At 70.0% G+C, this 13,358-nt stretch carries 10 protein-coding genes; 2 read left to right on the plus strand and 8 right to left on the minus strand.

Annotated elements, in window-relative coordinates; genetic code table 11:
• Nucleotides 1-58: 58 nt before the first annotated feature.
• The 8 genes from NR798_RS39145 to fabI form a co-directional block, all read right to left on the minus strand.
• Nucleotides 59-1,657 (minus strand): methyl-accepting chemotaxis protein, encoded by a 1,599-nt coding sequence (locus NR798_RS39145; protein ID WP_375767675.1) that lies wholly within the window; start codon nt 1,655-1,657, stop codon nt 59-61.
• A gap of 58 nt (nt 1,658-1,715) precedes the next feature.
• Nucleotides 1,716-2,792, minus strand: coding sequence for a chemotaxis protein CheB (locus NR798_RS39150; RefSeq protein ID WP_375767676.1), 1,077 nt, complete (start codon nt 2,790-2,792; stop codon nt 1,716-1,718).
• Entirely contained in the window at nt 2,789-4,960 is a 2,172-nt protein-coding gene (locus NR798_RS39155) for a response regulator (RefSeq protein WP_375767677.1), read from the minus strand. The genes NR798_RS39150 and NR798_RS39155 overlap by 4 nt, the downstream gene beginning before the upstream one ends.
• Nucleotides 4,950-5,504: a chemotaxis protein CheW gene (locus tag NR798_RS39160; RefSeq protein WP_375767678.1), complete on the minus strand. Its 555-nt coding sequence runs from the start codon at nt 5,502-5,504 to the stop codon at nt 4,950-4,952. The genes NR798_RS39155 and NR798_RS39160 overlap by 11 nt, the downstream gene beginning before the upstream one ends.
• The gene (locus NR798_RS39165) at nt 5,501-6,718 is read right to left on the minus strand and encodes a CheR family methyltransferase (RefSeq protein ID WP_375767679.1); all 1,218 of its coding nucleotides are present in this window, start codon (nt 6,716-6,718) and stop codon (nt 5,501-5,503) included. Before NR798_RS39165 ends, NR798_RS39160 begins: the two co-directional genes overlap by 4 nt.
• The gene (locus NR798_RS39170) at nt 6,715-7,581 is read right to left on the minus strand and encodes a response regulator (protein WP_375767680.1); all 867 of its coding nucleotides are present in this window, start codon (nt 7,579-7,581) and stop codon (nt 6,715-6,717) included. Before NR798_RS39170 ends, NR798_RS39165 begins: the two co-directional genes overlap by 4 nt.
• 10 nt (nt 7,582-7,591) lie before the next feature.
• Entirely contained in the window at nt 7,592-7,969 is a 378-nt protein-coding gene (locus tag NR798_RS39175; protein WP_043405934.1) for a response regulator, read from the minus strand.
• Between the two features lie 146 nt (nt 7,970-8,115).
• Nucleotides 8,116-8,949: an enoyl-ACP reductase FabI gene (gene fabI, locus NR798_RS39180; protein ID WP_375767681.1), complete on the minus strand. Its 834-nt coding sequence runs from the start codon at nt 8,947-8,949 to the stop codon at nt 8,116-8,118.
• Nucleotides 8,950-9,200: 251 nt separating this feature from the next.
• Between fabI and NR798_RS39185 the strand changes: the two genes are divergently transcribed.
• Both NR798_RS39185 and odhB read left to right on the plus strand, forming a co-directional pair.
• Nucleotides 9,201-12,098 (plus strand): 2-oxoglutarate dehydrogenase E1 component, encoded by a 2,898-nt coding sequence (locus NR798_RS39185; RefSeq protein WP_375767682.1) that lies wholly within the window; start codon nt 9,201-9,203, stop codon nt 12,096-12,098.
• The gene (gene odhB, locus NR798_RS39190; protein ID WP_375767683.1) at nt 12,088-13,299 is read left to right on the plus strand and encodes a 2-oxoglutarate dehydrogenase complex dihydrolipoyllysine-residue succinyltransferase; all 1,212 of its coding nucleotides are present in this window, start codon (nt 12,088-12,090) and stop codon (nt 13,297-13,299) included. Before NR798_RS39185 ends, odhB begins: the two co-directional genes overlap by 11 nt.
• Nucleotides 13,300-13,358 lie beyond the last annotated feature (59 nt).

The raw sequence follows: 13,358 nt of genomic DNA on the forward strand, positions 1-13,358 counted from the left end.
GGGCCAGGTCGGAGGGTCTCCCCTCCCCTGGCCCTTCGTCTTTCCTCCGGGTGGCGGACTACTGGACCCGGTAGGTCTTCACCGCGCTGCTGAGCTGGTCGGCGATGATCTGCAGGGTGGTGGCGGCCTCGCCGGTGGCGCCGATGCGCGACACGGTCTCGTCCATCATCTTGGACAGGTCGCTCACGGCGGTGGTGATCTGGTTGATGCCCACGTTCTGCTGGCCCACGGCGGCGGCGATCTGCCGCACGGCGGCGGCGTTGTCCTGGATGATGGAGGACAGCTCGCGCAGGTTCTTGCCGTAGGTGCGCACCTGCTCCAGGCCCGCCTCCATGCGCTGCGAGCCGCGCTCGGTGATGCGCACGGCCATGGCCACCGAGTTGCCGATATCGTCCAGCAGCTCGCGCACGCGGTCCGTGGACTCGATGGACTGGTCGGCCAGGGCGCGGATTTCACGGGCCACCACGCCGAAGCCCTTGCCGTGCTCGCCGGAGCGGACGGCCTCGATGGCGGCGTTGAGCGCCAGCATGTTGGACTGGTCGGCCAGGTCCTTCACCGTCTGGGTGATGCTGCCGATCTGCACCGTGCGCTCGCCCAGCTCCAGAATCTTCCCGGCGATCTCCTGCACCTGGGTGCGGATGTCGTTGAGGCCCACGAGCGTCTGCTCCAGGGCGGCCTCGCCGGCGCGGCTCAGCTCGTCGGCGCGCTCGGCCACGGAGAGCACCGAGTCGGCCTTCTGGGCGGCCAGGAGACTCGTCTGGCGGATCTCCTGGGCGGTGACCTGCGTCTCCTGAAGGGCGGAGGCCTGGCGGGAGACCGTCTGCGACTGCTCGGCGGCGGAGGTGTTGAGCTGCTCGGTGGAGGCGTTGAGGGCCTCGGCGGCCTGCTGGAGGTTCTGCGTCACCGACCGCAGGCGGTCCACCATCTGCGCGAAGGAGCGGGCGAGCAGGCCCACCTCGCTCGAGGCGGACACCGGCACGGGACGGGTGAGGTCACCGGACTCGACGATGTGAGCGGCCACGTCGGCCAGCTCGCGCAGCGGGGCCACGATGGAGCGGCTCAGCATGGACACCGCCGCGATGCCGCCCAGGACGATGAGCAGGCCCAGGCCCATCATGGTCGCCCACAGCCGGTTGAGCTGCCGGCCGACGTTGTCGTGCTTCATGCCCACGTGCACCACGCCGCGCATGCCGCCGGCCAGCGGAGCGGCCACATCGGCGGCGGCCATCCGGCTGCCGTCGAGCGTCACCTCCACCAGCTCCTGCACCTTCACGCGCTGGCCATTGGTGAGCTCCCCGGACTGCAGGCTGTTGGCGTTGAGCAGCGTCGGGGGCGCCGCTTCGGAGAAGGTGCTGGCCAGCACGTTGTTGGCGCTGTCCACCACGTAGATGTAGCCCACGCCCTCCACGTCACGGAACGTGTTGAGCAGGGGCTGCAGCGAGGTGGCGCCGTCGGCCGAGGCCCGCTCGGCGGCGGCGGTGAAGCCGATGGCGATCGCCTTGCCCTCACTGACGGTGCTGTCCACGAGGTTGCCGCGCAGCCGCCCGGCGGCGACCACGGTGAGCAGGATGGCGATGGCGACACCGACCCCCGCTGTGATGAGAACGATCTTGGGGCCGATGCCGAGCGATTGATTCGAGGTAGCGGGGGTACTCACGGAAGCTCCTCAGGGGAGAAGGACGGGGCCGGACGGACGGACCGGCACGAAACGGGGCTCAAGCCACACCTTCCGGGCCGGAAGGACGGCTGTTGGGCATGGAGGGGGGGCGGCGGCAGCTCATGCGGATGATGTCGGGGATGGCGGACAGGGGCACGCCCCGGTCCGTCGCCTTCAGCTCGATGGCCACCCGGGGCATGCCGAAGACAACGGAGGACGTCTCGTCCTGGGCGAAGGTGACGCCGCCGACCTTCTTGATGTCCAGCAGGCCGCGAGCCCCATCCTCGCCCATGCCGGTGAGGACTCCACCGCCGGCGCGGCTGCCATAGGTGCGCGCCAGCGAGGACAGCAGCAGGTCTCCCGAGGGGCACGGTCCGCCGCGCGTGCGCGTCAGCCGCACCACCCCGTTGCCCTCCACCGTCAGATCGTGCCCGTCGAGCGGGAAGTACACGCGGCCCGGCTCCAGGCGCTCACCCTCCTTGCCGATGACGACCTTGAGGGACGTCACCTGGGAGAGCCAGCGCACCATGCCGGGGGTGAAGCCCTCGGTGATGTGCTGGGCGATGACGATGGGCACGGGCAGGTCCGCCGGCAGGCGCGAGAGCACCTCCGACAGCGCGGGAGGCCCGCCGGTGGAGGCCGCCAGGCCGAAGATGTCCACCCGCGCCCCGGTGACGGCCGGCGGCGGGGAGGGCGGGCGGATGCGCCGGGAGATGACCGGCACCTCCGCCATCAGGCACACCGACTCGGCCAGCTGCCGGCCCCAGCGGCGCAGCTCATCGCCACTGGTGACGGTCGGCTTGCCGATGAGCTCCAGGGCACCCGCGCTCATCGCCTGGAAGCACACGTCCAGGTTGCGCTGGTCCGCCACGGCGCTCACCACCAGGATGCGCGCCGGCGCCTCGGCCATGATGGCCGCGATGGCCGCCGGCCCGTCCAGGTCCGGCATCAACAGATCCATGGTGATGACGTCCGGGCGCAGCAGCCGCGCCAGCGTCACCGCCCGGCTTCCCGTATTGGCCCGCCCCACCACCTCGATGCGTGGATCATCCGTCAGCAGCGCGCTGACTGCGTCGGCCATCGTGGGGGAGTCGTCCACCACCAGGACGCGAATGGGCTCCTTGCCGCTGCTCATGCGCGTGCACCTCTCCGGCTCATCACGTCCAACACCTCGGTCAACAGGCGGCCCGCGGCGCACTCACGCTTGCTGAGGTAACCGTCCGCGCCCGCCGACAGCCCGCGCGAACGGGCGCCCGCGCTGTCGTTGGCGGAGACGAGGATGACGGGAACCTCCTTGGTGTCCGGCTGCGTGCGCAGTTTCGCGATCAGCTCGGTCCCGTTCATCTCCTCCATTTCGAGGTCGCAAATGATCACGTCGTAGGTCTCCGTCTGCAGCCGCTCCATGGCGCGGGCGCCACTGGAGGCCAGGTGCACGGTGAAACCACCGGCCTCCAGCATGGCCCGGTGCAGGGCGCGCGCGGTGAGAGAGTCGTCCACCACGAGGGCCCGGCGGCTCTGCGGCATGGCCACCGTCGTCGGGGTGGAATCGGTCACCACCCAGCCGGGGCGCAGGATGAGCAGCAGCTCGCCGCGGCTGAGGATGGCCGCGCCCTGGTAGGCGGGCACATCGCGCACCTCGGCGGGCAGCGGACGGATGACGAGGTCGCGGTCACCCACCACCGCGTCCACCGCGAGCGCCATGCGCTTGCCGCCGCTCTGGACGATGATGAGCGGCTGGCCCTCGGACGGGGGCGCCGAGGCGCGCAGCCCCATGCGCGCGCCCAGGTCCACCACCGGCACCAGCTGGCCGTTGTAGTCCAGCTGCGTCTTCATGCGGCCGATGCGCAGGTTCTCCGGGCTGGCCAGCTGGGTGGACTCCACCGCCAGCATGGGCAGGCCCACCTGCGAGTCGATGGTGCGCACCGTGAGCACCGGCGAGCTGCCCAGCTCCATGGGCAGGGTGAGCATGAAGCGCGTGCCCGAGCCCTTGGTGCTGACCACCTCGATACGGCCCTGCATGGCCTCCACCGCCGAGCGCACCGCGTCCAGGCCCACGCCGCGGCCCGAGGTGTCGGTGACGTCCGTGCGGGTGCTGAAGCCGGGGCGGAAGATGAGGTCGCGCAGCTGCGCCTCGTGCATCCGCGCGCCCTCGTCCGCGGTGATGAGCCCCTTGCGCTCGGCCGACGCGCGCACGTGCTGCACGTCGATGCCGCGCCCGTCGTCGCTCAGCTCCAGGACGAGGATGTTGCCCTGCTGCTCCACGCGCAGGGTGAGGGCGCCCTCGTGGTGCTTGCCGGCGCGCTCGCGCTCGTCCGGCATTTCAATGCCGTGGTCCACCGCGTTGCGCAGCAGGTGCACCATGGCACCCTTGAGCTTCTCGAGCAGCCGGCGGTCCAGCGACACCTCGGCGCCCACCACCGAGAGCCGGGCCTGCTTGCCCAGCTGGCGCGACAGGTCGCGCACCATGCGCTGCAGCGGCTCGAGGATGGTGCGCACCGGGCGCGTGGTGATGGACTTGAGGCCCTCCTCCAGGCTGTCCACGATGTCGGAGGCCTCGTGGCCGTCCGAGCGCACGCCGGCCGTCACCGAGGACAGCACCGCACGGGCGCGGGCCGTGGGCGCCAGCAGCTCGCGCGCCGTCAGCAGCTCCACCGCCTTGGAGATGTCGCGCAGACGATCCTCCAGGCGCATGCGGAACTCACGCAGGCGCTCCACCTCGCGCATCAGCGCCGTCACCTGGTGCGCGGCCACGCGCCAGCTGGCTTCCACCGCCGTGTCTTCGTCCGCCGCCGCGGACGCGGCCGCCTGGGACGCAGCGGCCTGCGCGGGCGCCAGCGTGGCGGCGGGCGCATGGGCCGGAGCGGCCTCCATGACCATGCCCTCCGCGGCCTCCTCGGGGGGCGGCGCGTCCGCCACGAGCTGCGCCAGGGCCGCCGTGGGATCCGGCAGCGCCTCCCCGCGGCCTTCCGCGTGGGCCTGCGCACGCAGCAGGAACAGGTCCAGCCCGTGCAGCAGCATGTCCACCATCGGCCGCGGCATGGGCTTGATGTCCTTGCGCAGCGGCGCGAGGGCATCCTCCAGCTTGTGCGCGATGGCGCTCAGATCCTGCAGCCCGAGGCTGGCGGCACTGCCCTTGAGGGTGTGCAGGTGCCGCGCCAGGCGCGTGTACACCTTGGCCAGCGCCTCGTTGTCGATGCCCTCCCGCTCCAGATCGAGCAGGTCCAGGGTGACCTTCTGACAGACTTCCTGCGCCTCGGTGGAGAAGCCCGCCACCAGGCTCTGCAGCATGGGATCAACCGGCATTGCGAGCCCCCCCGGCCGCGGTGCCACGCGCGAAGAGGCGCGGCAGGTCGATGAGGTGGATGATCTGACGGTTGTTGCTCAAGAGGATCTCCGTCACCGGACCTTCCGAATGGGTGCGCGCCGCCTCCACCGCCGCGGTGGGCAGGCTGAGCGGGCGAGGAATGGCCTCGCAGTCCAGGGCGCACAGCTCGCCGTCACCCCGGTCCACCACGAGCAGCACGGCGGGATCCTGCCGCCAGCCATGGCCGCCGAGCATCGCGGCGAGGCTGAGCGCGGCGAGCACCGAGCCCTGGTAGCGCAGCACGCCGATGACGTGCGGCTGGGACAGGGGCACCGGCGTCACCAGGCGCAGCGGCAGCGCCGCGCGCAGCGACTCCAGGGGAATGGCGTAGCGCTCCTCGCCCAGGGGGAACTCGGCCACCATGAGCAGGGTCTCGTCGGCGGAGCCGTCGGAGCGTCCACGCAGGCGCGTCGCACGCTCCTCCAGGATGGAACGGATCTCCTGATCCTGGACCTCCTCGGGGCCTCGGTTGGGGGATGTCATTCGATGGCTCCCAGCGTGAGGAAGGCGTCAGCGGAGGCCCGGTAGAAGCGGGCCGGAAGGGGCTCGGGCCCCTCGATGGTCAGATCCGGCGGGAGCCGGGCGGCGTTGTCGCGCACGGTGTGCATGAGGGCGAAGGCAGCCTCGCGGGCCCCGGCGCGCTCGCGCAGCAGGGCCAGCTCCAGCATGCCGGGAAGGTAGTCACGGAACTGTTGCAACAGTTTCTCCAGAAGGGTGGCGGCGCCAGTCTCATCGCCGCTCTCGATGCGCTGGAGCGCCTCGGTGTGCAGTTCCACGGCGCTGGGCGGGGGAGGAGGCGGCGGCGTCGGAGCGACACGCAGGGCGGCCCGGTAGGGCTCGGGCTGCGGCACGGTGGTGGGCCTGGGCGTCGGCGCAGGCGTCAGCTCCCGGGGCAGCGGACGGCGGAAGGCCTGCAGCTCCGGAGCGCCCACGCGCACCAGCCCCGCGGGCGGATGATCCACCTCCACGGTGCCCAGCAGCAGGAAGCCACCCGGGACGAGCGCCCGCGCCAGGTGGCCCAGCGCCACCTGCACCGCGTCCGGGGAGAAGTACGTCAGCACGTTGCGGCAGAAGATGACGTCGAAGCTGCCGTACATCTCGTGCAGCGGCTCGAGCAGGTTGCCCTGGGCGAAGCGGACCACGGAGCGCACGGAGTCGAGGATGCTCACCCGGCCGTCGGCGATCTCCTGGTAGAGGGGATGGAGCAGCGGCCCGGCCTCGCGGCGGGACCAGTTGCCGTACGTGCCCCGGCGCGCCGCTTCCAGCCGACCCTCGTGCAGGTCGGTGCCGAGCACCTCCACGCGCACGCCCGGAGGCGCCATGTTCAACAAGCACGCGGCGATGGAGTAGGTCTCCTCGCCCGAGGCGCAGCCGGCGCTCCACCCGCGCAGGGTGAGGGTGCCCCGGGCCAGCGCGGCGGGCACCGCCTCGTAGGCCAGGAAGCGGAACTGCTCCGGGTGGCGGAAGAAGTACGTCTCCCCCACCAGCACGGCGTCCAGCAGCGCCCGCGCCAGGGGCGCACCCGGACGCTGCAGCTCCGCCAGCAACTCCGACGCGGAACGGCCCCGCGCCAGCTCCGCGCGCACGACTCGGTCCACCGCCGTGGGCGAGATGGCCGTGTCACGGAAACCCGTGCACGACGAGACGACCTCACGCGCCCGCGCGAGCACCTGCTGAGGCTCCACCCCCGAACTCATGCGCTGCGCTCCACCCCCGCCGGCCGCAACACTCCCACGGCCTCGCGCAACAACTCTTGAGTGGCAAAAGCCTTCGGATCGAAGATGGGCACCGGCCGCTCACCGGCCCTCAGCATGCCCACCAGCGTGTCTCGCAGCTGACCGTGATCGGAACCTCCCACGCGGTCGCGCCGGTCGATGTCCGAGGACTGGTACTCCTCGGGGTCCTGCACCGAGTCCACGCTCAGCGCCAGCAGCACGCTCTCGATCTCCAGGATGACCAGCTTGCGCTCCTCGACGGTCTCCCGGTGCGCCACCTCCAGCCGGCGAGCCAAGTCCAGCACGCACACCGGCTGGCCTCGCAGCTCGAAGAACTCGGAGATGTAGCCCGGCCCCATCGGCAGCGGGCGCGTGGCGGGCTGAAGGATGACCTGGCGCACGCAGTCCAGCGGGATGGCGAACTCCAGCCCTCCCACCGTCAGCCGCAGCAGGGCCAACGAGCCCTGGCGGGCCCGGCGCCGCGCGTTGGCCAGCGCGTTCTCCACCGCGCTCAGCAGCTCATCGGCGCGGAAGGGCTTGGCCAGGAACAGCTCCGCGCCCAGCGCCAGGCATGCCTCGGCGCGCGCCACCTCCGAGGAGATGATGATGACGGGGATGGGCTCGGTGGCGGGATCCGCCTTGAGCCGCTTGAGCACCTCGTCGCCATCCATCTCCGGCATGGAGAGGTCCAACAGGATGGCGGCGGGCTGCACACGGGCCACCTTCTCGAGCGCCTCCTTGCCATTGCTCGCCGTATTCAGCGCGTAATGGCCAGAGAGGATCGCGCGCTCGAGCGCGAGGATGGCATCACTGTCATCGACGAGGAGCAGGGACGGGAGGCTCACGGCTCGGCTCTCAATTCTGCGCGAGGAACTTGCGCACGGTCTCTGTCAGATCGTGGTGCGAGACCGGCTTGTTGATGAAGGCATTGGCACCGGCTTCGACGCCCCGCTGACGCAGGTCGCCGCCCCGCTCACCCGTCAGCAGGATGACCGGAACGTCTCGCACCTGAGCCAAGGGGCTCTGGCGCACCTGCTTGACGAAGGTGATGCCGTCCATGCCAGGCATGTTGATGTCCGCGATGACCAGCTTCACCGGCACCAGCCGGAGCAGCTGCAGTGCCCGCGTCGCATCCTCTGCCTCGACGAACCCCATCTTCAGGTTCATGAGATAGATCTTGAGGATGTTGCGTACGGTCGGGCTGTCATCCACGAGTAGGATGTTGGCGCTCAAACCCAGGCTCCTGCCGAGGCCCGGAGATCGGGATCCGGCTGAGGGAAACAATCAGACTGTAGCGTGTCCTCGCCATCCAGCAAAAGCGGGGGCGAGAGAATCTCGGACTCTAGAGGGACGAGCGAGCCCGTCCCCCCGTGAAGCGATCAGCCAGCCGAGGGGGGAGAACCGCTCTCCCCGCCTCCCTGCTTGTCCTCCTCGGCGTCCACCGGCGGGGCGCCGATGGCGTGGTAACCACCGTCCACGTGCACCATTTCGCCCGTGGTGGAAGGCAGCCAGTCCGAGAGGAGGGCACAGGCGGTGCGGGCCACCATGTCGTGGCTGTTGCGCGCATCCCACCCCAGGGGGGCCTGGGCACCCCAGCCCTTCTCCAGGGACTTGAAACCAGGGATGCCCTTGGCCGCTATGGTGGCCAGCGGGCCGGCGGCCAGGGCGTTGACCCGGATGCCCTTGGGGCCCAGGTCCCGGGCGAGGTAGCGCACGGTGGCCTCCAGGGCGGCCTTGCAGACGCCCATCCAGTCATAGATGGGCCAGGCGACCCGGTTGTCGAAGTCCAGGGTGACGATGGAGCCGCCCTGGGTCATCAGCGGCATGGCCGCCACGGCCAACTCCTTGAGGGAGAAGGTGGAGACGCGGAATGCCGTCTGGACGCTCTCCCAGGGGGTGTTGAGGAAGTTGCCGCCCAGCGCGTCCTCGGGGGCATAGGCGATGGAGTGCAGCACGCCGTCCACCCGGCCCCAGCGCTGCCGCAGCGCCTCGGTGAGGGCGGGGAAGTGGGCGGGGTTGGTGACGTCCAGTTCCAGCACCTCGGTCCCCGCCTTGAGGCGCTTCGCGCTGCGCTCCGTGAGCGAGCGCGCCCGGCCGAAACCGGTGAGGACGATCTCCGCCCCCTGCTCCAGCGCGTGCTCGGCGATGCCGTAGGCGAGCGACTGGGGGGTGAGCACTCCGGTGATGAGGAGCTTCTTGCCCTGCAGCAGCATGCACAGGCCTTTCTGACTAAAGAGAAGGAAGTCCGGGGGGTTTATCACTCCCGGAGGCCCGGGTAAGCCAGGAAGAAGCCCGGCGCCCCCACCCTACCCGGTAGGAAACAGCGGATGAAGTTGCGCTCACGTGGCGCATGAATCCTGCTGCTCGCCCCGCCCGATGGGACTGGGAGACGGGGCCCAGCTGATCAACAAATCGTGCCGAAAACCCCCCAACGGGGCGGCCTTCCAGTAAAAGAGCGCACGCCATGGCGAATTTCCAGGACTCGTACCTCTCCGGCGGAAACATCGACTTCATCGAGGGGCTCTACGCGCGCTACCTCGAGGATCCGTCCAGCGTGGACCCGAGCTGGCGCGAGTTGTTCGAGGGCAACGACGGTGCCGGCCGGCCCATCTTCAACAAGACCCTGATCGAGCCACCCGCCCCCGTGGTCCCGGGCAAGGAAGGCAAGGGAGACGGCAAGGGCAAGGGCGAGGGCAACAAGGCCGCCGCCGCGGTGGCGCTGGCCCCGCAGACGGCCCCCACGGTCGCCTTCCAGCAGGACATGAAGCTGCAGGCCCGGGTGGATCAGGCCATCTCGGCCTTCCGCCTGCGCGGCCACCTGCGCGCCCAGCTGGATCCGCTCGGCCGGGCCCGCCCGAGCCTGGACCACGTGGCCGACGTGGGCATGGTGGACGACAAGCACTTCTCCTCCGCCGAGCTGGAGCAGCTGGTGGAGAGCGCCAACGTCTTCCCCGAGGCGCGGGTGAAGCTCAAGGAGCTGCTGGGCCGGCTGCGCCGCACGTACACCGGCGCCGTCGGCGTCGAGTACATGCAGATGCTCGACAGCGAGCGGCGCCGCTGGCTGATGAAGCGCATGGAGTACACCGAGAACCGCACGGCCTTCACGGTGGACGAGCAGCGCCACATCCTCACCCGGCTGTCCTACGCCGAGGGCTTCGAGAACTTCCTGCACACCAAGTTCATCGGCGCCAAGCGCTTCGCGCTCGATGGCGGCGAGGCCCTGGTGCCCATGCTGGACGCCGTGCTCGAGGTGGGCGGGGACCTGGGCCTCAAGGAGGTCGTCATCGGCATGGCCCACCGCGGCCGCCTCAACGTGCTGACGAACATCCTGGGCAAGAAGCCGGATCAGATCTTCAGCGAGTTCGAGGGCCCGCAGGATCCCAAGCAGCACATGGGCCGCGGCGACGTGAAGTACCACATGGGCTTCAGCTCGGACCACGCCACGCGCGGCGGCAAGAACATCCACCTGTCGCTGGCCTTCAACCCCAGCCACCTGGAGGCGGTGGACCCGGTGGTGGAGGGCCGCGTGCGCGCCAAGCAGGACCGCAGCGGAGACACCGAGCGCACCAAGGTGATGCCGCTGCTCATCCACGGCGACGCGGCCTTCATCGGCCAGGGCGTGGTGGCCGAGACGCTCAACATGGCGGGCCTCGAGGGCTACAAGACGGGCGGCACCCTGCACGTCGTCATCAACAACCAGGTGGGCTTCACCACCGACCCGTCCGACTCGCGCAGCTCCATCTACTCCACGGCCCTGGCGCAGATGCTCGACGTGCCCGTCTTCCACGTGAACGGGGATGACCCCGAGGCGTGCGTCCACGTGGCCCGCCTGGTGGCCGAGTTCCGCCAGACCTTCAAGAGCGACGTCGTCGTCGACCTCGTCTGCTACCGCCGCTACGGCCACAACGAGGGCGATGACCCTTCGTTCACCCAGCCGGCGATGTACGAGATCATCCGCAAGCACCCCACCGTGCGCACGCTCTACGCGCAGCAGCTGGCGCAGCAGGCCCGCATTCCCGCCGAGGAGTCCGAGGCCATCAAGCAGCACTGCATGCAGGAGTTCGACGCGGCGCTGCTGCGCGCCCGGGCGCAGAGCCAGTTCAAGGAGCCCAACGCGCTGGAAGGCCTGTGGCAGCCCTATAAGGGCGGACTGCACAAGAGCGCCCCCCAGGTCACCACGGCGGTGGACAAGGAGACGCTGCGCTCGGCCCTGAAGAAGCTGAGCGAGGTGCCCGAGGGCTTCAACGTCCACCGCGACGTGGAGCGCACGGTGCTCAAGAAGCGCCAGGGCATGCTGCAGAGCGAGGAGCTGCAGTGGAGCGAGGGCGAGTCGCTGGCCTACGCCACGCTGCTGTCCGAGGGCTATGCCATCCGCCTGAGCGGCCAGGACAGCGAGCGCGGCACCTTCAGCCACCGCCACGCCGTGCTGCACGACGTGAAGACGGGCGACAACTTCGTCCCCCTGCGCCAGTTCCCCACCGGCCGCGCCCGCTTCGAGGTCTTCAACAGCCCCCTGTCGGAGATGGGCGTGCTGGGCTTCGAGTACGGCTACAGCCTCGACGTGCCGGACGGCCTCACCATCTGGGAGGCCCAGTTCGGTGACTTCGCCAACGGCGCTCAAATCATCATCGACCAGTTCATCGCGGCCGGTGAGAGCAAGTGGCGGCGGCTGAGCGGCCTCACCCTGCTGCTGCCCCACGGCTACGAGGGCCAGGGCCCGGAGCACTCCAGCGCCCGGCTGGAGCGCTTCCTGAGCCTGAGCGCCGAGGACAACCTCCAGGTGGCCTACCCCACCACGCCCGCGCAGATCTTCCACCTGCTGCGCCGCCAGGTGCTGCGCCCGCTGCGCAAGCCGCTCGTCATCATGTCGCCCAAGAGCCTGCTGCGCCGCCCCGAGGCGACGAGCAAGCTGGAAGAGCTGGCCACCGGCACCTTCCAGGAGATCATCCTGGACAAGGTGAACCCGGCCGGCGTGACGCGCCTGCTCCTGTGCTCCGGCAAGGTCTACTACGACCTGGTCAAGGCCCGGGACGAGCGCAAGGACGACTCCATCGCCATCGTGCGCGTGGAGCAGCTCTACCCCTTCCCCTTCGACGAGCTGGCAGGCCTCGTCGCGAAGATGCCGAAGCTCACCGAGCTCTACTGGGTGCAAGAGGAGCCCCGGAACTCGGGTGGCTGGCACTTCATGTTCCCCCGCCTGCACGACCTGGCCTCCACTCGGGGCCAGAACCCGCTGAAGGTGGGCTACATCGGGCGCGCGGAAGCCGCCAGCCCCGCCACCGGCTTCCCTCAGACGCACAACCTGGAGCAGCAGCTCATCGTCGAGGAAGCCATCCTCCGAGGAACCAAGAATGGCCGTTGAACTGAAAGTCCCGCCCCTGGGCGAGTCCATCACTGAAGCCGTCGTCGGGAAGTGGAACAAGAAGAAGGGCGAGGCGGTGACCGCCGACGAGCCCCTCGTCGTCCTGGAGACCGACAAGGTCACCATCGACGTGCCCGCTCCCGCCGCCGGCGCCATCCTCACCATCGCCTTCAACGAGGGCGACAAGGTGCGCGTGGGTGACGTGCTGGGCACCATCGAGGCCGGCGCTGGCGCCTCCGCTCCCCAGGCCGCCGCTCCGGCCGCCGCTCCCGCTCCCGCCGCCGCGGCTCCCACGGCCGCCGCCGGTGCCGACGTCCGCATGACGCCCACCGCCCGGAAGATCGTCGAGGAGAACAAGCTCGACGTGGCCCAGCTCAAGGGCAGCGGCACCGGCGGCCGCATCACCAAGGAGGACGCGCTCGGCCAGCTCAACCGCCCGGCCGAGGCCCCCGTTCAGCGTGCTCCGGCTCCGGCCGCCCCCTCCGGTCCCCGCCCGCGCGCCGACCGCGAGGAGCGCGTGAAGATGACGCCGCTGCGCCGCCGCGTCGCCGAGCGCCTCGTCCAGGCCCAGTCCACCGCCGCCATCCTCACCACCTTCAACGAGGTGGACATGGGCGCGGTGATGGACCTGCGCAAGCAGCACCAGGACAAGTTCCTGGCCCGTCACGGCGTGAAGCTCGGCTTCATGAGCTTCTTCATCCGCGCCGCCGTCGAGGCCCTCAAGGCCTTCCCCCAGGTCAACGGGGAGATCGACGGCGACGACGTCGTCTTCAAGCACTACTACGACATCGGCGTGGCGGTGAGCGGCAGCCGCGGCCTGGTGGTCCCCGTGGTGCGCGACGCCGACACCCTGTCCATGGCCGAGCTGGAGAAGAAGGTCGGCGACTACGGCGTCCGGGCGCGCAACGACAAGCTCACGCTCGCCGAGCTGCAGGGCGGCACCTTCACCATCACCAACGGCGGCATCTTCGGCTCGATGCTCTCCACCCCCATCATCAACCCGCCCCAGACGGGCATCCTGGGGATGCACAACATCGTGGAGCGCCCGGTGGCCCGCAACGGCCAGGTCGTCATCCGGCCCATCATGTACCTGGCCCTCTCCTACGATCACCGCCTCATCGACGGCCGCGAGGCCGTGCAGTTCCTCGTGCGCATCAAGGACTGCATCGAGGACCCCACTCGGCTCCTGCTGGAAATTTGAAAAACCGCTAAACGGTAGCAACCAGGAAAACAGGGCAGCCGACTAGACAGGCGCTCGGC

It is taken from the genome of Archangium gephyra, from assembly GCF_042230915.1.
GTDB classification, from domain to species: Bacteria; Myxococcota; Myxococcia; order Myxococcales; family Myxococcaceae; genus Archangium; species Archangium gephyra_B.

Excerpts from the sequence above, each read along its gene's own strand:
- NR798_RS39150 (WP_375767676.1), bottom strand. The coding sequence starts at position 2,792 with ATGAGCAGCGGCAAGGAGCCCATTCGCGTCCTGGTGGTGGACGACTCC.
- NR798_RS39155 (WP_375767677.1), bottom strand. The coding sequence starts at position 4,960 with ATGCCGGTTGATCCCATGCTGCAGAGCCTGGTGGCGGGCTTCTCCACC.
- NR798_RS39160 (WP_375767678.1), bottom strand. The coding sequence starts at position 5,504 with ATGACATCCCCCAACCGAGGCCCCGAGGAGGTCCAGGATCAGGAGATC.
- NR798_RS39165 (WP_375767679.1), bottom strand. The coding sequence starts at position 6,718 with ATGAGTTCGGGGGTGGAGCCTCAGCAGGTGCTCGCGCGGGCGCGTGAG.
- fabI (WP_375767681.1), bottom strand. The coding sequence starts at position 8,949 with ATGCTGCTGCAGGGCAAGAAGCTCCTCATCACCGGAGTGCTCACCCCC.
- NR798_RS39185 (WP_375767682.1), top strand. The coding sequence starts at position 9,201 with ATGGCGAATTTCCAGGACTCGTACCTCTCCGGCGGAAACATCGACTTC.
- odhB (WP_375767683.1), top strand. The coding sequence starts at position 12,088 with ATGGCCGTTGAACTGAAAGTCCCGCCCCTGGGCGAGTCCATCACTGAA.